Annotated in this window: 17 protein-coding genes and 2 pseudogenes; 2 read left to right on the top strand and 17 right to left on the bottom strand. The window is 57.1% G+C overall.

The window, feature by feature from the left end; translation table 11 throughout:
• Positions 1-51: 51 nt before the first annotated feature.
• From DBR00_RS01870 to DBR00_RS01860, 3 genes are read right to left on the bottom strand one after another with little or no spacing between them, the layout of a single operon-like run.
• The gene (locus tag DBR00_RS01870) at positions 52-1,317 is read right to left on the bottom strand and encodes an MFS transporter (RefSeq protein WP_108488155.1); all 1,266 of its coding nucleotides are present in this window, start codon (positions 1,315-1,317) and stop codon (positions 52-54) included.
• 44 nt (positions 1,318-1,361) lie between these two features.
• Positions 1,362-1,808, bottom strand: a complete 447-nt coding sequence (locus tag DBR00_RS01865) for a PaaI family thioesterase (RefSeq protein WP_108488154.1) — start codon at positions 1,806-1,808, stop codon at positions 1,362-1,364.
• A complete protein-coding gene (locus DBR00_RS01860) occupies positions 1,805-2,269 on the bottom strand; it encodes a PaaI family thioesterase (protein ID WP_108488153.1) in 465 nt (154 codons plus the stop codon). Before DBR00_RS01860 ends, DBR00_RS01865 begins: the two co-directional genes overlap by 4 nt.
• 188 nt (positions 2,270-2,457) lie before the next feature.
• Here DBR00_RS01860 and DBR00_RS01855 point away from each other — a divergent pair, with 188 nt between their 5' ends.
• Complete coding sequence (locus tag DBR00_RS01855) at positions 2,458-2,748, top strand: hypothetical protein (protein ID WP_108488152.1); 291 nt, start codon at positions 2,458-2,460, stop codon at positions 2,746-2,748.
• A gap of 62 nt (positions 2,749-2,810) precedes the next feature.
• On the opposite strand, the gene DBR00_RS01850 is transcribed toward DBR00_RS01855, so the two are convergent.
• The 13 genes and pseudogenes from DBR00_RS01850 to ppsA form a co-directional block, all read right to left on the bottom strand.
• Positions 2,811-3,203: an MAPEG family protein gene (locus DBR00_RS01850; RefSeq protein ID WP_108488151.1), complete on the bottom strand. Its 393-nt coding sequence runs from the start codon at positions 3,201-3,203 to the stop codon at positions 2,811-2,813.
• Positions 3,200-3,934 carry a DUF599 domain-containing protein gene (locus tag DBR00_RS01845; RefSeq protein WP_108488150.1) on the bottom strand — a complete coding sequence of 245 codons (735 nt, stop codon included), beginning with the start codon at positions 3,932-3,934 and terminating at the stop codon, positions 3,200-3,202. The genes DBR00_RS01850 and DBR00_RS01845 overlap by 4 nt, the downstream gene beginning before the upstream one ends.
• A gap of 100 nt (positions 3,935-4,034) precedes the next feature.
• Positions 4,035-5,348: a branched-chain amino acid transport system II carrier protein gene (gene brnQ / locus DBR00_RS01840; RefSeq protein ID WP_108488183.1), complete on the bottom strand. Its 1,314-nt coding sequence runs from the start codon at positions 5,346-5,348 to the stop codon at positions 4,035-4,037.
• Between the two features lie 241 nt (positions 5,349-5,589).
• Positions 5,590-6,180 (bottom strand): annotated as a pseudogene (locus DBR00_RS21340) (methyl-accepting chemotaxis protein); the annotation flags it as partial.
• Positions 6,181-6,444: 264 nt separating this feature from the next.
• Positions 6,445-7,551, bottom strand: a pseudogene (locus DBR00_RS21335) (HAMP domain-containing protein); the annotation flags it as partial.
• A gap of 181 nt (positions 7,552-7,732) precedes the next feature.
• Positions 7,733-8,701 (bottom strand): OmpA family protein, encoded by a 969-nt coding sequence (locus DBR00_RS01830; protein WP_108488148.1) that lies wholly within the window; start codon positions 8,699-8,701, stop codon positions 7,733-7,735.
• A 106-nt stretch (positions 8,702-8,807) separates the two neighbouring features.
• Complete coding sequence (sigX, locus tag DBR00_RS01825) at positions 8,808-9,398, bottom strand: RNA polymerase sigma factor SigX (RefSeq protein ID WP_108488147.1); 591 nt, start codon at positions 9,396-9,398, stop codon at positions 8,808-8,810.
• 87 nt (positions 9,399-9,485) lie between these two features.
• The gene (locus tag DBR00_RS01820; RefSeq protein WP_108488146.1) at positions 9,486-10,301 is read right to left on the bottom strand and encodes a mechanosensitive ion channel domain-containing protein; all 816 of its coding nucleotides are present in this window, start codon (positions 10,299-10,301) and stop codon (positions 9,486-9,488) included.
• A gap of 2 nt (positions 10,302-10,303) precedes the next feature.
• Positions 10,304-10,549 (bottom strand): CrfX protein, encoded by a 246-nt coding sequence (locus tag DBR00_RS01815; RefSeq protein WP_108488145.1) that lies wholly within the window; start codon positions 10,547-10,549, stop codon positions 10,304-10,306.
• Between the two features lie 54 nt (positions 10,550-10,603).
• On the bottom strand, positions 10,604-11,599 hold the full coding sequence (locus DBR00_RS01810; RefSeq protein ID WP_108488144.1) for a zinc transporter ZntB: 996 nt from the start codon (positions 11,597-11,599) through the stop codon (positions 10,604-10,606).
• 20 nt (positions 11,600-11,619) lie between these two features.
• The gene (rraA, locus tag DBR00_RS01805) at positions 11,620-12,108 is read right to left on the bottom strand and encodes a ribonuclease E activity regulator RraA (RefSeq protein WP_108488143.1); all 489 of its coding nucleotides are present in this window, start codon (positions 12,106-12,108) and stop codon (positions 11,620-11,622) included.
• A 106-nt stretch (positions 12,109-12,214) separates the two neighbouring features.
• Complete coding sequence (locus DBR00_RS01800) at positions 12,215-13,222, bottom strand: alpha/beta fold hydrolase (RefSeq protein WP_108488142.1); 1,008 nt, start codon at positions 13,220-13,222, stop codon at positions 12,215-12,217.
• Between the two features lie 142 nt (positions 13,223-13,364).
• Complete coding sequence (gene ppsA, locus DBR00_RS01795) at positions 13,365-15,737, bottom strand: phosphoenolpyruvate synthase (RefSeq protein WP_108488141.1); 2,373 nt, start codon at positions 15,735-15,737, stop codon at positions 13,365-13,367.
• A 179-nt stretch (positions 15,738-15,916) separates the two neighbouring features.
• Here ppsA and DBR00_RS01785 point away from each other — a divergent pair, with 179 nt between their 5' ends.
• Complete coding sequence (locus DBR00_RS01785) at positions 15,917-16,735, top strand: pyruvate, water dikinase regulatory protein (protein WP_108488182.1); 819 nt, start codon at positions 15,917-15,919, stop codon at positions 16,733-16,735.
• A 67-nt stretch (positions 16,736-16,802) separates the two neighbouring features.
• Here DBR00_RS01785 and DBR00_RS20855 read toward each other — a convergent pair.
• A partial coding sequence (locus DBR00_RS20855; RefSeq protein ID WP_305888770.1) for a PrpF domain-containing protein occupies positions 16,803-17,117 on the bottom strand: 315 nt, incomplete at its 5' end.

Genomic DNA, 17,117 nt, shown 5'->3' with positions numbered 1-17,117 from the left:
GCAGTGCGGCGGATGTCATACAGGTGGGGGCAACTGGTGGAATTTCAAGGTCTAAGGTTCGAGCAGTTCGATGCGGGTTATTTCTTCCGGCTGCAAGGTATAGGTCACCTCACCCTGAGCGCTCATGCGTTGGCGCAGGATGATTTGACCTTGCTGGTCAATGCCTTGAAAGCGTCCTTCGGCACTGTTACCGCGCTCGGTTGTAACCCGCATGCTGAGGTTTTGATAACGGTTGGGGCTGCGCAGCAAACCGTCCAGACTGAAGCGCACACGGCGATCCAGGGGCCGGCTGACCCGCTCAGGCGCGGCCGCGGCGGCAGCACTGACTGCCTCACTCGCGGCCGCCGGTTTGACTGCCACCGTTTCATTACTGGGCAAGGCAGGGAAGTTGTCACCGCTCACCTGCCAGCCACGCTTCTCCTGCTTCTGCAGCACGATCGGCAGTTGCTGCAGATCACCATTGATTCGCGCCTGCACGTTCAGCTCAAAACGCTGATAAGCAAAGCTCAGCGTGCCCAATGGCTGCAGCTGCACTTGGCGCGTGGCAAAACGACGTTCCAGATAGTCCTCAACAACATGGGTCAGGGTATCGACGGAGTCGAACTGCCGATCAACCTGGCCATCGCGGTAGCGCAGGCCGTTGCTGAACAGCTCCAGCTTGCCGCTCAGGGTGGTCTTGAACTGCGGCGGCAGCACCAGATGGAAGTCACCAACCAGCTTGTTCGGTGACAGCGGCTGCAAGTCCAGATGCAGGGTGTAACCACGGCTCAAGCGCCGCGCCTCGGGCAACTCTTGCTCGGGCAACAACCAACTGATTTCCACCTCTGGCAGAATCCCTTCATCGGCAGGCAGCACATCGACCCGCACCGGGCCTTTGTCGGCCTTAGGCAGGCGGATCACCAACTCACTCTGGGCAAAGAAATCCTGCCCTTCACGCAGGCTCAATACACCGTCGATCAGTTCGGCCTGTTGCGGCATGAAGGGCCGGCCATGTAGCTCACCGCGCAGATTAATTGCCAGTTCGGCCGGCGCCGGCGTTTGTGGCTTAAGCCATGCCAAGCTGAGGATGGCTTCCAGGCGCTGTGCATCATGGCTGGCCAGCAGGGTCAGACCGACCACCAGCGGGATGATCCCCATCCCCGACAGCGCCAGGGCCGGGCGGGCCGAGCGCCAATGACGCAAGGCATACAGCAACGCCAACGGTGGCAGAAAACTGGCCCAGCCCCACAGCAGGCTGGTGGCAAAAGCGCGCATTACCAGCCAAACGAGGCCTGCGAGAATCAGCAGCAAGCCCCCCAGAATCAGCAGCGCATCCATTCAGTATTCCTTAGCAAGGGTTCGGCAAGCGGCCAGTGCCGCACTCAGGGCTCATCTACCTTGAAGTGTGCACGTGCCGTGGCAATCGGCTCGGTCTGGTTGGTCTGCCAGGCCGTGATAGCCACATTGGCCACGCGGCGGCCCTGCCGCCAGACCTGGCACTGTACAAAGGTGTCACGATAATGGCCGGCGCGTAGGTAATCTATCGAGAAGTCGATGATTTTAGGTAAATGTGGAATGCCCATGAACATCAGCAAGTGAAGCATGGCCGAGTGTTCCATAAACCCGGCGATCACTCCGCCATGCAGAGCCGGCAAGGTCGGATTACCGATATTGTCCTGGTTGGCTGGCAGACGAAACACCATGTCATCGCCCAGGCGTAAACACTCGATGCCGATTAGCCTGGCATAGGGAATCAGGCTGATCAGCTTGTCGTAATTGTTCTGTTCGTGGGCTTCACGCACCAACTGGTTGAGGTTCAGGGTGCTCATTGACCAGCTCCTTTAGCCGCACGTTGTAGATCAGCCGGTTTGCCCATACGCATGAAGGCACCCACCACATGGGCAATCGGCTCATCGGGATTGTCCTGATAGGCATAGCCGCGGGTGAAGATGATGTTCTCGGTCACCCGATAGCACTCGGCAAAACCGAATACATCCTTGTTCGGCTCAGCCGGGCGCATGTAGTCGATGCGCAGATCCAGGGTCGGGCAGATTTCGAACTCAGGCAGCACGCACACGGTTGAAATACCGCAAGTGGTGTCCATCAGAGTAGTGATGGCGCCGCCGTGAATCACTCCGGTCTCCGGATTGCCAACAATCTGGGGGCTGTAAGGCAAACACAGGATCAACCCCTGGGGTTCTGCGCGGTGCACGCGCATGCCCAGTAATTGGCAATGACGCAGCACTGATAAAAACCGCTGTGCCCGCTCAACAATGGGGGACTCGCTCATGATTTCAGTTCCGAAGCAACCATACGAAAGGCGAGCATGATACTCCTTGATGAAACCTGCTTCACCCTAAGAGCCCCATCTCACCTGAAAACACAAGTAAAAGACGCGGAACTTCGGCGATCTTACGCTGTTTAATGGCTATGCCTGGAGAACCAGACATTGCTCACCCCTTATCAGGAGTATTTATTGTGCAAAAGCCATTCACCTATGCCCTGCTTCTCGCCGCCATGCTCGGCCTGGCGGCCTGCGAAAAAACGCCGGAAGACAAAGTAGAGTCGGCCAAGGAGTCCGCAGCTGAAGCCATCGAATCCATGGGCGACGCTGTTGAGAAGACTGGCGAAGCCATTGAGCAAAAAACCAATCAAGTAACCGGTAATGAGCCAACCACTGGCGAGAAAATCGAAGACGCGGCCGATGACGCTTCCAAGGCCATCAAAGATGCCGGCGATGAAATCAAGGACGCCGTAGAAGGCCAATAAACCATTCACCTGAAAACCAGCAGGCCCGCGTAATGCGGGCCTGCTTGCTTAACCATTGGCGATTAAAGTACCGGAGTGAGCATCAGCAGCAGGCTGCACAGCAGCCCCACCACCCAGACCATACTGCGCTGCCAGTGCAGATCAGCCCAGTAGAAAATCAGATACAGCACCCGCGCCACGACAAAGGTCACCGCCAACACGTCAACCAAAATGCCGTGATTATTGGTGACATGAGCCATCAGCACGCCAGCGGTAAACAACGGAAAGGCCTCAAAGCTGTTCATATGCGCCGCCAGTGCACGCGCACCAAATCCGCTCAGGCGCGCCTGCTGATCACGGGGATAGCGATTGTCGTAGCGGCCACCACCCTCTTTGGCCATGGCCCTGGCCACCGGGGCCTTGGCGACGAAGATCAGGATCGCACTGATAAAGATGCACCAAAATGGCAGGCTCATTCGCTTTTCTCCTTGGGCGGATCGAATGTCGGCGTCTGGGTATAGACCATCACCTCTAGCACATCCGAGTGAAACTCGCGGTGGTATAGCACCAGCACGACACCGGCAGTCACCAGCATGAAAAACCAGGGATTGATGAACCAGGACAAAGTCGCCATGCCGAAGTAATAGGCGCGCAGCCCCTGGTTAAACTGGTTGGCGGCCATCGATATGACCCTCGCGGTGCGTTCGGCAAAGGCTTTGCGCTCCTGCTCAGTGACATGCCGCTCACCGATCATCGGTGCCGAGCCCACCAGTACAGCGGCAAAGTTGTATTGGCGCATACACCAGCTGAAGGTGAAGAAGGCATAGACGAATACCACCCCCAGACACAACAGCTTGACCTCCGAGACTTCGCGACTGGCCGCCTGAACAAAGGGCAAATCAGCCAATAGGGATACCGCCCGATCAGAAGCGCCAAGCACCGTGAGGATACCGGCAAGAATGATCAGCGTGCTGGATGCAAAGAATGAGGCGTTTCGCTCCAGGTTGCCGATCACATTGGCATCAGCGATACGGTTATCGCGAAGCAACATGCGGCGCATCCAATCTTCACGATACAGGTGCAGCACACTGGCCAGACAGGGGGTTGTGCCCCCCTTGACCTGGGCATATCGGGTATAGCCGGCCCAACAGATCACGAACCAGAGCACAGCAAGCAAATGTGGCAGGTAATAGTCGCTGATCGGCATGCTAACTCCTTGTTGAACTGCGCCGATTATAGACAGCCCAGGCTTTCAGCTGGCCAACAAAAAGGCCGCTCAGTGAGCGGCCTGATGTAAATAACAGCCATCAGGCTGCAGCGGGTTTTGCAACGCCCAGGACACGATCCAGTACAACAGCCAATACCAGGGTCAGCAAAACCGGAATCAGCCAGCCTAGACTCTGGTCCGCCAGCGGCAAAGCACTGAAGAACGCTGGAATGAAAGCCTTGCCACCCGCAGCGGCAAGGCCATCGACCAAGCCAAAAACCAGGGTGACAGCCATCACCGGACGGAAAACCCGTGCCGACGAACACCACAGACCATCCATCAGGCTCAACGCCACCAACACGATGGCCAGCGGGTACAGACCAACCAGCACCGGAATCGAGAAACTGATCAACTGGGTCAGCCCCTGATTCGCAACCAGCAGGCTGAACAACCCGAAAGCGATCACCACCGCACGATAAGACACCGGCAACAGGCTGCTGAAAAACTCGCCACAGGCGGTCAGCAGACCCACTGCGGTGGTCAGGCATGCCAGAGTAATGACCACTGCCAGCAGCAGACTGCCTGCTGTGCCAAAGGTGTGTTGCACATAAGCGGTGAGAATCTGCACACCATTCTGCGCCTCGCCAGCAATGCCCTGACTGGTCGCACCGAGGTAAAACAGCGCGAGGTAAACCAGCGACAGCCCCACGGCAGCGATCAAACCCGCAATCACCGAGTAACGGGTAATCAGCTTGCCGTCGGTGATACCGCGATCCCGAATAGCGGTGGCAATCACAATGCCGAACACCAGCGCACCGAGGGTATCCATGGTCAGGTAGCCCTGCAGAAAGCCCTGCACAAACGGCGCACGCTGGTAATCCGGCGCCACTTGACCGATTGGCCCCGCAGGTACTAACAGCGCAGCACCTCCCAGGACCAAAAGCGCAGCCAGCAGTACAGGGGTAATGTATTTACCGATGCGATCAACCAACTGCCCAGGATTCAGAGAGAGGAACAGTACAGCAGCAAAATAGGCCAGTGTGTAAATCAGCAAAGCCGTGCTGCTGGCGCCACTGAAGGGCACCACACCCATTTCGAACGACACCACAGCCGTTCGTGGGGTCGCAAACAACGGGCCGATGGCCAGGTACACCGCGACCGCGAACAGCAGTCCGGCCCGTTTACCCAGCGGCGCAGTGAGCAACGCCATACCGCCACCGACACGGGCCAAGGCGACAATAGTGAGCAGGGGCAAGCCAACGCCTGTAAGCAGAAACCCCAGCGCTGCTGGGCCTATATTTTCACCCGCAGCCAAGCCAGCACTAGGTGGAAAGATGATGTTGCCTGCGCCAAGAAACAGCGCAAAAGTCATAAAGCCGAGGGCTACAAGGTCAAGTCGTTGCAACGCTTTCATTAAGAGCAGTACCAAAACAGGAAGTCAGAGAAGTGCCGATTTTCCCGACTCATGATCAGGACAGGATGGCTGCGGGGTCACGGGCCACACACGTCAGCGCACCTGACCCTTGTGAGGCCGCGCCGACAGGGGGCGCACGATAATGCAACGCCGCCGCGCCGACGACTCATGCTGGTCGAGGCGTCGAACCACAGAGCGTGCATGTCGCATTTCTATAATTTCATCGAGACTCCCTGACGACTCACACCTGAAAGTGCTCGATGAGACGATTCAACTGCTGCTCAAGCTCACGAATACTCTGTGCTGCAGCCCGAGTCTGCTCGACGGTGGCAAACGTACTTTCATTGATCTGATTGGCTCGAACCAATCCGGCCCCGATGCCTTCCGATACGTTCGCCTGCTCGGCAGCAGCAGCCACCAGCTGTTGAATACTCTGATCGATGGCCGACACCGCTTCAGTAATACGCAGCAGCGAACCACTGGTTTGCTCAGCACTGTCGTGTGCCAGCGCTACCGCCTGACGACTTTCAGCCATCACAGTGATGGACGCCTGACTACGCCGTTGCAGGGTCTGAATGATTTCCTGAATTTCCTCAGTCGAACTTTGTGTTCGGCGCGCCAGGTTACGCACCTCATCGGCAACCACAGCAAAGCCTCTTCCCTGGTCACCTGCACGGGCAGCTTCAATGGCTGCGTTGAGTGCCAACAGGTTAGTCTGCTCGGCAATCGACCCGATGACTGCCAATACCGAGCCGATACGCTCACTGTCAGTGCTTAGGCTTTCAATCACTTCAGACAGACGCGAAAACTTATCGGTAAGTGTCTGCATTGCCTGGCGATTGCTCTCGACACAACGCAGTCCCGCCTGGGCATCCTCATGAGTATCGCCTGACAGTTGCTGCCCCTGCGCCGCACTGCCGGCCACTGCCTGAGCGCTGGCAGCCATCTGAGACATGGCAGAAGCAATCTGAGCACTTTCACCGCGTTGCTGTTCGACATTCTGATGTGCACGTTGCGCCGACTGCTGCAAATTTTCGCCTGCACGTTCAAGGGTATGGGTTGCATGCGCAACTTCGGCAACGGTCTGGCGGATTTTCTCGACAAATGTATTAAAACTACTGGCCAATAAGCCGAGGTCATCTTGGCCGTGGATCGGCAAACGCTTGGTCAGGTCGCCCTCTCCCTCGGCCATATCTTGCAGCATCAGATTAATCTGCCGCAGCCCACGTACCAGAGCATGACTTACGCCGTAAGCAAGCGCCCCACCCAAAATCAGCGCGGCAACCAGCAACGCCCAAAGCAGCTGATTGACTTGCTTGACGGCATGGTCAGTGACCTTGGCAGCATCCTGCATATTCACCATCAGATGCTGCTGTAAACGCTTGGCCAGATCGGCAATTTGTGGATCGATACGATCCATCTGCGCCAAGGCCTCATTACGCTGCTTGACCAGTTCTACCAAATTGGCGGCTGCGGTTTTGTAGCGCTCAAGACTCTCCAGTGCCTGGGTCAACTGTGCGATCAATCGTTCACTGCTACTGCGGTCCCGCAAGACCCCAATCATGCTTTGCGCACTCTCCAGTTCACGAGTGAAAGCAGCAACCTGAGCGTCCTGATTTTCCTGCAGGAACTGGTAAAGATACTGACTCCCCAGCAACAGATGACGCATCGCCGCACTGGCATAGAACACTGCGTCCAGATTGAAACTCTGCTGAGCATTAGTCAGTACGGCCGACAATGCCTGTTCAATAGCCGGTCCGTGCTCGCTTAGCTGGCCACTGATCAACACCTGCCGCTGCTGGCTCAACGGTACGAGCCGATCACGGAAAAGCTCACTGTATTGCACATGCAGCGCGGCGATAGACGCCAACAGACGCTGTTGCTCAGGATTAGTCAGCCGACGAGTCGCTTCCTGAAGCGCCTGCCCCAGCTGCTGATCCAACGTTGCAATTAGCGACTCAGCCTCTGTGTCGCCACTGCGTGCATAATGGCTCACGGAAAGCTGCAAGTGCGCCATGCTGTCACTGACTTGAGCAACGCGCTCAATGCTAGGCCCCAAGTCTCGTGTCACAACTTCAGCCCGACCAGCAATATTTTGCAGTGAGAACGACGAGACGATGCCCAAGATCACAAGTAGCAAGCACAGCACTACTGGCACGATGGCGATTTTGTAAGCAATCCGCAGATTGGCAAACCAGCGCATAGAAGCCTCCCCTAGCGGCAAACTCGACTTGAGCAAGCCGCTTGAACGACTATAGCAGCCAGATATCGCAGGGGTTTTCAGGCCAATTTACGTACATGCGAAGCAGCATCAACCGATGCCACATTACACCTGACATAAAAAAACCCGGCCAAAGCCGGGTTTTTTTGTGCAACCAGATCGCTTACTGCTTGATCTGAGCTTCTACTTCAGCTTCTACGCGACGGTTCACAGCACGACCAGCGTCGGTAGCGTTGTCGGCAACCGGGCGGGACTCACCGTAGCCAGCAGCGTTGACGCGAGAAGCTTCTACGCCGTACTGGTTGACCAGTACATCACGAACAGCGCTGGCGCGACGCTCGGACAGCTTCTGGTTGTAAGCGTCACTGCCTTTGGAGTCAGTGTGACCTTCAACCACGGTGGTGGTCTGTGGGTACTGTTTCATGAAGTCAGCCAGGTTTTTAATGTCGCCATAGCTTTCCGGCTTGACCTGGGCTTTGTCGAAGTCGAACTTCACGTCCAGCTCAACACGAACCAGCTCCAGCGGCTCTTCAGCAGCTGCAACCGGCTCTGGAGTCGGCTCAGGAGCTGGAGCAACAACAGGCGCAGGCTTGCTGCCGCCACCGAAGTTCATACCGATACCCACGCTTGGAGCCCACTCGGTATCGCCCTGATCAATGTTGTACTGAGCTTCAACACCAGCACGGGCGTAGAAATTGTCAGTGAAAAAGTACTTGGCACCGCCGCCTACGTTAGCGAAGGTTGAACCGTTACGGCCGTTACGATCAGTCTGGCCAATGCTCTGGTCGGAGAACCCGGCAGAAACGTAAGGACGCAGTGCATCACCAGCATTGTTGAAGTGGTACAGCGCATCCAGTGCGGTGTTGGAGCCTTTGATATTGCGGCCGTCTTCACCACGTGCGTTGTGCACTTCGTCATAGCTCAGACGCAGTTCAACGTCGTCAGTCAGGTAATAGCCAATGCTACCGCCGAACAGATTGCCGTTGTTTTTGAAGTCACGGGCGCTGTCGAAGATTTCCTTCTTGGCAAAACCCTCCACTTCTACAGCGCCTTGTCCCTGAGCAAGAGCGCTCAGCGAAGAGGTGGCCAGCAGCGAGCCAATTACAGCGCCTAGAGTGTTTTTCAGTTTCATTACAGAATCCCTATCTTGGTGGTCAGTAAGTTGTCTGACGGACGCAAGACAACTCAGCCGGCAATTCTACCAGAATTAACCGCTAGTTAAGACGCCTATCTGCCAACTAAGTTTCGGCAGTGTCAGAAAATTTATCACGCAGACGATCAAGCGCTCGCTTGTAGCGCATTTTCGTGGCACTCAGCCCCATATGCATAATGTCGGCAATCTCCTGAAACTCCAGCTCTGCGACAAAACGCAGCACCAAGATTTCCCGATCAATGGGGTTGACATATACCAACCAACGGTCAAGACCGCCCTTTTCTTCAGGCTTTGGGGCCTTTTCCTCGGACGCCTCTTCAAGCGGATCCAGACTCAGGGCGTCAATGAGACGACGTTTACGCCGCTCTTTGCGATATTGGGTAATACATTCGTTATACGTAATGCTGTACAGCCAGGTTTTGAACTTCGATTTCCCCTCAAAGTTCTTCAAACCATATAAGACCTTGAGCATAACTTCCTGACAGACATCGTCGGCGTCACGCTCATTACCCAAATATCGCGCACAGACATTGAACAAGGTGCGCTGATAGCGACGCATCAGCTCTTCGTAGGCGCGGGTTATGTGGAATAACTCCTCATGCGCACGCGCCACCAACTCTTCATCCGAGAGTTCGCGAGGGTCGTAGCGTAGAGACACAGAATGGGCTTTATTCAAAACGAGTCGGGCCGACAGTCAGGACAAAAGCCAGCGCAGCCCTAAACAGGGCTGCGGATTGGCCGCATACAATAGCAGGGATTAGCCTTAGCGGCTGCTGACCTGCTGCTCAAGCAAAGTACGGTTGGCCACTGAGACCAGCTCGCCAGCGTCCGTCAGCAACGTGGTTTTAACCGTGCCAATTTCCTCGATCTGCCCTTCGACCGCACCGACCTGCACTTGTTGCCCAACCTCATACAACTCGCGCACATAAATACCTGCAAGTATCTGGCTAGCAATATCCCGACTGCCCAACCCCAGCGCCAGGGCGACCGCCAGGCCCACCGAGATCAGCACAATGGCGATCACGTTGTTGAGCAGATCGGTTTTCACCTCAAGCTGACCGATAGCCACCGAGATGCTGATGATGATCACCAGCCCCTGAGCCACGCGACCCAGCCCGCTCGCATAGTCCAGCCCAACACCTTCTGCAGCGCCGCGTACCAAGCCGCTTACCAGTTGCGCCAGCAGCACGCCAGCGAGCAGCACCAAGGCTGCACCAAAGACTTTAGGCAGGTACAAGGCCAGTACATCAAGCGTCGCGGAAACCCGCTCCAGACCAAGAGACTCGGCGGCCGTAACCAGGAAGATCAACAGTACAAACCAGTAGACGATCTTGCCGATCAGGGTCGATACCGGCACCTGAATGCCGGCACGGCTCAGCAGCTTGGTCAAGCCAGTACCTGCCATCAGGCGATCCAGGCCGATCTTGCCGAGCAACTTCGACAGCAGCGTGTCGAGGAACTTGGCCACCACAAAACCCAGCAGTACCACCACCATGGCGCCAAACAGACGCGGGATAAAGGCGGCAATCGGGGTCCAAACGCTGGCCATCGCGTCAACCAGAACTTGAGTAAATTCCATGCTCAGTCAGCCTTATTAACAGTTGATTCGGTGGTTTTACGACGCGAGACCGGCGCTACATGCGCCGAACCGTTGTTCAGCGCGAGCATCAAGGCGCCGGCCCAGTGTCCCATCAGGGCAAACAGATCACCGGCACCGACCTGGCGGTTGGCGGTTTTCAGCACACGATGCAGACAGGCGTCATCGTCGTGACTCGAGGTGGGCGACTTGAGCAAGTCGCGCAGTGATTCTTCAAAGGGATCGTGCATGGCGCACCTCACAGGATGTGTCGGCTAGACGAGACGAGTACCGGGCGAGTCACATCAGATCCAGCGCAAGCGACGAAACAGCAGCCACTGCACCAGCGCCACGGCGGCCATCAGCGAACACGCCAGGAGAAACCCATGGGGGCTTTCCGAGCCTGGGATACCGCCGACATTGATACCGAGCAGTCCGGTGAGAAAACTCATCGGCAGGAAAATCCCGGTGATGATGCCGAAGCGGTACATGGTGTGGTTCATCCGCTCATCCATCCGCCGATTTTCCGCCTCAAGCAGCAGATTGACCCGCTCACGGCTCAATTCCAGCTCTTCAAGGTAGCGCGTCAGGCGGTTATTCAGCTCGTTCCAGTAGCTGCTATCGGCACCGACCAGCCAGGCCTGAGCACTGGCCGTGAGCTGCCCATAGATATCCCGCTGTGGCGACAGAAAACGCCGTAAGCTGGCGGCGCGGCGGCGGATTTGCAGCAGCGCAGCATGATCAGGGGCCTGGCTCTCCAGCGCATCGGCGCGCTCCTCCTGATCGTCGACCTGCTCGGACAACTCGCCGACCAGCAGTTCGACCTTGTCGGTCAGGTAATGCGCCAGGCGCAAAATCAGCTCAGCCGAGGTTTTCGGCCCCCGACCCGCCAGCAGGTCCTCAATCAAGGCTTCGGTTGCGTGCAGAGGCCGTAACCGCAGGGAGATCGCGCGCTGCGCATCGGCAAAGATGCGCACCGAGACCATGTCCTCAGGCTCCGCCCCGGGATTGAGGTTCAGTCCACGCAGAAACAGCAACAATTGCTGCTCAGGCAACGCCAGCAGGCGCGGACGAGTATTCTCTTCAAGTAGCAGGTCGCAGGCAAAAGCGCTCAGGCCACTGTCGGCACGCAACCAAGTCTGCGTCTGCGGGTGACTACGATCCCAATGCAGCCAGAGGCTTTCCTGCTCGCCCAAGAGCAGACCGTGCAACTCCTGCCGGGCAATGCTGCGGGCACCGCCCTGACCATTAAGGACAAAGGCGTGCACCAGGCCCCATTGCGCGTTGTCACCTTCGTGCATAACAGTTTCCTGCAAGCGCCCTACTCCGGCATCTGCAGCGCAGAGGGCGAGATGATCACGCCATTGTTGTCGGCATAGATAAACTCGCCCGGACGGAAGGTCACACCGCCAAAGGTCACCGCGACATTGAGATCACCAATACCACGCTTGTCCGTCTTCATCGGGTGACTGGCCAGAGCCTGGATACCCAGATCGGTCTGTGCCAGGACGTCGACATCACGCACGCAGCCATACACCACGATGCCTTCCCAGCCGTTCTTCGCAGCCTTTTCGGCGAGCATATCGCCCAACAGTGCGCGCCGCATGGAAGCACCGCCGTCCACCACCATCACCTTGCCCTTGCCGGGCTGCTCGACCTGCTCCTTGACCAGCGAGTTGTCCTCAAAACACTTGATGGTGACGATCTCACCACCAAACGAATCACGACCACCAAAGTTGCTAAACATCGGCTCAACAACTTGAACCAGCTCAGGGTAGGCGTCACACAGATCAGGGGTGATGTAGTGCATGGAAAAGCTCCTTGGATGAAATAAATAGGTCGCCGGCAGTCCACTCGAAATCATCTTATTGCCGCCGCCACAGACGTGACGCCAAAACGCGATACTAGCCGCAAGCTTACTCAGCTGGAACGGCTTTCTCTCGCTCTAGCTCGGCGCGCTCAAGCTCAGCAGCCACCTGCGGGCTTTTGCGCAGCCATTGTTCAACCAGCGGCCACACCTCACGCTGCGCCTCTTTGCTGACGAGCATTTCTACATGGCCGAAATCACCGCTGAAACCATGCTTCTTGCCCAGACAAAGGAACTCGCTCAACGGCGAACCAAACTGCTTGAGCAGCTTTTCACAAGCCCAAGCCGGATCTTGTTTATCGCCTAATGCTGCAACTGCCATGACCGGTACGCGCACATCTGCCAACCCCGCCCACCAATCACACTCTGCATCACCAAAGCGACCAAATAAGCCATGCCAGCGCAAGCTCTCGACAGCCAAGCCAATCGGCTCATCCTCCGGACCGCGCTTGAAGCGAGGACCAGAAACAAGCGAAAAGCGCTTGAGCAGAAAACGCCCCCCCCACTCCACCGGCGGAATCTTTAGCGGCCAGTAGATCCGGCTGACCTGACTACCAAATAGCACACAGGAAGCCACTTTAGCCTCATCCAGATGATGCCCGCCAAGACCACCCGCAAGAATAATTCCACCCAACGAATGACCCAGCCAGTGGGCTTTCTGCGGATTCTGTTCATAGACAAAATCAGCGATCGCCGGCAGGTCATAGCGCACATAATCACTGACCGTATTGCGCTCATAGTCGCGGTTGCGCGGCGAAAGACCATGACCACGCATTTCAGCTATCCACACATCAAAACCGGCGCGCGCCAGAAACGGCCCCAGGCCAATGCACTTGGGCGAATACCAGAAGCGGCGATTGGAAAAACTACCGGGAATAAGGAGCACCGGAACACCGCGCGCCTGCTCATGCCCAGCACGCCCAAGGCGCGTCAGGGCCAACTCGACACTGCTGTCCGGACTATTACCTGGCTTGAGGCGATAAACGTCCTCACTCAGGTCTCCTCGAAACTCCGCGCTGATCAAGGCGACGGGAAAAAGCTCACTGCTGCTTTGCATCTATGTTCGCTCTGGTACAACCCATTACCGGGAAAACTTCATTCATGCCGCATCAGGCGGCCCCGGGAGTGAAGCACAGGAATGTGCTGGCACAAAAAAGGGCAGGATAAACCCGCCCTTGGATCAAGATGTCAGCGGGCGATCAGGTCGACTGGCCTTCGGCCAGGAAGAACCAGGTATCGAGGACCGAATCCGGGTTCAGTGACACACTCTCAATCCCCTGCTCCATCAGCCAACGTGCCAGATCTGGATGATCAGAAGGCCCCTGACCGCAGATGCCGATGTACTTGCCCGCCTTGTTACAAGCCTGAATAGCATTGCTCAGCAACTTCTTAACCGCCGGATTACGCTCATCGAACAGGTGCGCGACGATGCCGGAGTCACGATCCAGGCCCAGGGTCAGCTGGGTCAGGTCATTGGAACCGATGGAGAAGCCATCGAAGAACTCCAAGAATTCCTCAGCCAGAATAGCGTTGGACGGCAGTTCGCACATCATGATGACCTTGAGGCCATCCTGACCGCGCGCCAAGCCATTCTTCGCCAACAGCTCAACCACTTGCGAGGCCTCGCCGAGGGTGCGCACGAACGGCACCATGATTTCGACGTTGGTCAGCCCCATCTCATTGCGCACTTTCTTCAGCGCGCGGCACTCGAGCTCGAAACAGTCGCGGAACGATTCACTGATGTAACGCGACGCGCCACGGAAGCCGAGCATCGGGTTCTCTTCTTCCGGCTCGTAGAGTTTGCCGCCGATCAGGTTAGCGTATTCGTTGGACTTGAAGTCCGACAGACGCACGATGACCTTCTTCGGCCAGAACGCCGCAGCCAGGGTACTGATGCCCTCAACCAGCTTCTCGACGTAGAAGTTGACCGGGTCATCGTAACCGGCGATACGCTTCTCGACGCTGTCCTTGATCTCCGGTGGCAGGCCGGCATAGTTCAGCAGCGCTTTCGGGTGCACGCCAATCATGCGGTTGATGATGAACTCCAGGCGCGCAAGACCTACGCCTTCGTTCGGCAGCTGGGCGAAGTCGAAGGCGCGGTCAGGATTGCCGACGTTCATCATGATTTTGAACGGCAGCTCAGGCATGGCATCGACCGAGTTCTTGCGAATGTCGAAACCCAGCTCGCCCTCGAAGATAAAGCCGGTGTCGCCTTCGGCACAGGAAACCGTCACCCCCATACCGTCTTTGAGCACCTGGGTAGCGTTGCCACAACCCACTACCGCCGGAATACCCAGTTCACGGGCGATGATCGCCGCATGGCAGGTACGCCCGCCACGGTTGGTGACGATGGCGCTGGCGCGTTTCATCACCGGCTCCCAATCCGGATCGGTCATGTCGGAGACCAGCACGTCGCCAGGCTGGACCTTGTCCATTTCCGATACATCGTGAATCACCCGCACCTTACCCGCGCCGATCTTCTGTCCAATGGCGCGGCCTTCAACCAGCACAGTGCCAGTTTCCTTCAGCAGATAACGCTCCATGACATTGACGCTGGAACGACTTTTCACCGTTTCCGGGCGGGCTTGCACGATGTATAGCTTGCCGTCATCACCGTCCTTGGCCCACTCGATATCCATCGGACGGCCGTAGTGCTTCTCGATGATCATCGCCTGCTTGGCCAGCTCGCTGACTTCGGCATCCGTCAGGCAGAAGCGTGCACGTTCGGCGCGATCTACGTCGACCACCTTGACCGATTTTCCGGCCTTGGCTTCATCGCCGTAGATCATCTTGATCGCTTTGCTGCCCAGATTGCGGCGTAGAATCGCTGGGCGACCGGCTTCCAGCGTCTGCTTGTGTACGTAGAACTCGTCGGGGTTGACCGCACCCTGCACCACGGTTTCGCCGAGGCCGTAAGCGCCGGTGATAAACACCACATCACGGAAGCCCGACTCGGTGTCCAGAGTGAACATCACACCGGCAGTGCCGGTTTCCGAACGCACCATGCGCTGCACGCCAGCAGACAGGGCGACCAGTTTGTGGTCAAAGCCCTGGTGTACGCGGTAGGCGATGGCGCGATCGTTGAACAGCGAGGCAAACACTTCCTTTGCAGCACGGATCACGTTGTCCACGCCGCGAATGTTCAGGAAGGTTTCCTGCTGGCCAGCAAACGAGGCATCTGGCAGGTCTTCGGCGGTGGCCGAGGAACGCACGGCAACGGCCATGTTGTCGTTACCGCCAGCCATTTCGGCGAAGGCGGTGCGGATCTGGGCGTTCAATTCTTCGGGGAAAGCAGCGTCCATCACCCACTGACGGATCTGCGCACCGGTTTTGGCCAGCGCGTTGACGTCATCAACATCAAGGGCGTCGAGGGCTGCATGAATCTGTGCGTTCAGCCCGCTCTGCTCGAGAAAGTCTCGGTAGGCCTGAGCCGTAGTGGCGAAACCACCGGGCACCGATACACCAGCACCGGCCAGGTTGCTGATCATCTCGCCCAGGGAGGCGTTCTTGCCCCCTACGTGCTCAACATCATGATTGCCGAGCTTATCGAGGGAAACTACGTACTCTACCAAGGTGATCTCTCCACTAAGGTGTTGGAAAAGCTCAAGGGGCTGGGAAAGTTCGGCGGCAACATGCCGGCACGATTGTGGCCTGGCCCTGGAAAATAAGTAACAATGCAGACCAGATCGGCCCTGCAAAGGCGGGCCTATGATAGCCAAGATTCGTCCTCAGCTTAAGGCCCATGGCGCAAATGAAACGAACCGCTTTCTTTATCTCCGATGGCACCGGCATTACTGCCGAAACCCTGGGCCAGAGTCTGTTGGCACAGTTTGAAACCATCGATTTCACCAAACTCACGCGCCCCTACATCGACAGTGTGGAAAAAGCGCGCGCAATGGTACAACAAATCAACAACGCAGCCGAGAAAGACGGCTCTCGCCCGATCATCTTCGACACCATCGTCAACCAGGACATCCGCGACATTCTGGCCGAGTCAGAAGGGTTCATGATCGACATCTTCTCGACCTTTCTCGCCCCGCTCGAACAGGAACTGACGTCGCACTCCTCGTACTCGGTCGGCAAGTCCCATTCCATCGGCCACAACTCCAACTACATGGAGCGTATCGAGGCAGTGAACTTCGCACTCGACAATGACGATGGCGCGCGCACCCATTACTACGACAAGGCCGATCTGATTCTGGTTGGCGTCTCGCGCTGCGGTAAAACGCCCACCTGCCTGTATATGGCCATGCAATACGGCATTCGTGCCGCCAATTACCCGTTGACCGAAGACGACATGGAGCGCTTGCAGTTGCCAGACGTGCTGAGAAAGCACAAGGACAAGCTGTTCGGCCTGACCATCGACCCGGATCGCCTAACCGCCATTCGCCACGAACGCAAACCCAACAGCCGCTACGCCAGCTTCGCACAGTGCGAGTTCGAAGTGCGCGAGGTGGAAAACCTGTTCCGCCGCGAGAACATCAACTTTATCAACTCCACCTATTTCTCCGTTGAAGAGATCTCCGCGAAGATCTTGGTGGAAAAAGGTGTTGAGCGCCGCCTCAAGTAACTCGCACAACTCATTGAAGCTAAAAGAAAAGGCTCGAACTCTTCGAGCCTTTTCTCACGTTTAAACATTACCAAATATCGCCCGGCACACGCACCCAACCTTCCATCAAGACTCGTGCGCTGCGACTCATGATCGCCTTGGTTACCACCCACTGACCATCGACCAGCGCCGCCTGCGCACCCACGCGTAAAGTGCCGGATGGATGGCCAAAACGCACGGCCTCCCGCGCACGGCCGCCCGCTGCCAGATTGACCAAGGTACCGGGAATTGCCGCTGCGGTGCCGATGGCCACCGCGCAGGTACCCATCATGGCGTGGTGCAGCTTGCCCATAGACAGCGCACGCACCAGCAGATCGATCTCGCCCGCAGGCACCGTTTTGCC

The organism is Pseudomonas sp. HMWF032, from assembly GCF_003060885.1.
GTDB lineage: Bacteria > Pseudomonadota > Gammaproteobacteria > Pseudomonadales > Pseudomonadaceae > Aquipseudomonas.
Note: the sequence above shows the minus strand (reverse complement) of the source record. Positions and strands in the feature narration are given on the sequence as shown.

What these genes read in the sequence shown, in the direction of transcription:
- DBR00_RS01870 (WP_108488155.1), bottom strand. Translation starts at nt 1,317, where the DNA reads ATGGATGCGCTGCTGATTCTGGGGGGCTTGCTGCTGATTCTCGCAGGC.
- DBR00_RS01865 (WP_108488154.1), bottom strand. Translation starts at nt 1,808, where the DNA reads ATGAGCACCCTGAACCTCAACCAGTTGGTGCGTGAAGCCCACGAACAG.
- DBR00_RS01860 (WP_108488153.1), bottom strand. Translation starts at nt 2,269, where the DNA reads ATGAGCGAGTCCCCCATTGTTGAGCGGGCACAGCGGTTTTTATCAGTG.
- DBR00_RS01850 (WP_108488151.1), bottom strand. Translation starts at nt 3,203, where the DNA reads ATGAGCCTGCCATTTTGGTGCATCTTTATCAGTGCGATCCTGATCTTC.
- DBR00_RS01845 (WP_108488150.1), bottom strand. Translation starts at nt 3,934, where the DNA reads ATGCCGATCAGCGACTATTACCTGCCACATTTGCTTGCTGTGCTCTGG.
- brnQ (WP_108488183.1), bottom strand. Translation starts at nt 5,348, where the DNA reads ATGAAAGCGTTGCAACGACTTGACCTTGTAGCCCTCGGCTTTATGACT.
- DBR00_RS01830 (WP_108488148.1), bottom strand. Translation starts at nt 8,701, where the DNA reads ATGAAACTGAAAAACACTCTAGGCGCTGTAATTGGCTCGCTGCTGGCC.
- DBR00_RS01820 (WP_108488146.1), bottom strand. Translation starts at nt 10,301, where the DNA reads ATGGAATTTACTCAAGTTCTGGTTGACGCGATGGCCAGCGTTTGGACC.
- DBR00_RS01815 (WP_108488145.1), bottom strand. Translation starts at nt 10,549, where the DNA reads ATGCACGATCCCTTTGAAGAATCACTGCGCGACTTGCTCAAGTCGCCC.
- DBR00_RS01810 (WP_108488144.1), bottom strand. Translation starts at nt 11,599, where the DNA reads ATGCACGAAGGTGACAACGCGCAATGGGGCCTGGTGCACGCCTTTGTC.
- rraA (WP_108488143.1), bottom strand. Translation starts at nt 12,108, where the DNA reads ATGCACTACATCACCCCTGATCTGTGTGACGCCTACCCTGAGCTGGTT.
- DBR00_RS01800 (WP_108488142.1), bottom strand. Translation starts at nt 13,222, where the DNA reads ATGCAAAGCAGCAGTGAGCTTTTTCCCGTCGCCTTGATCAGCGCGGAG.
- DBR00_RS01785 (WP_108488182.1), top strand. Translation starts at nt 15,917, where the DNA reads ATGAAACGAACCGCTTTCTTTATCTCCGATGGCACCGGCATTACTGCC.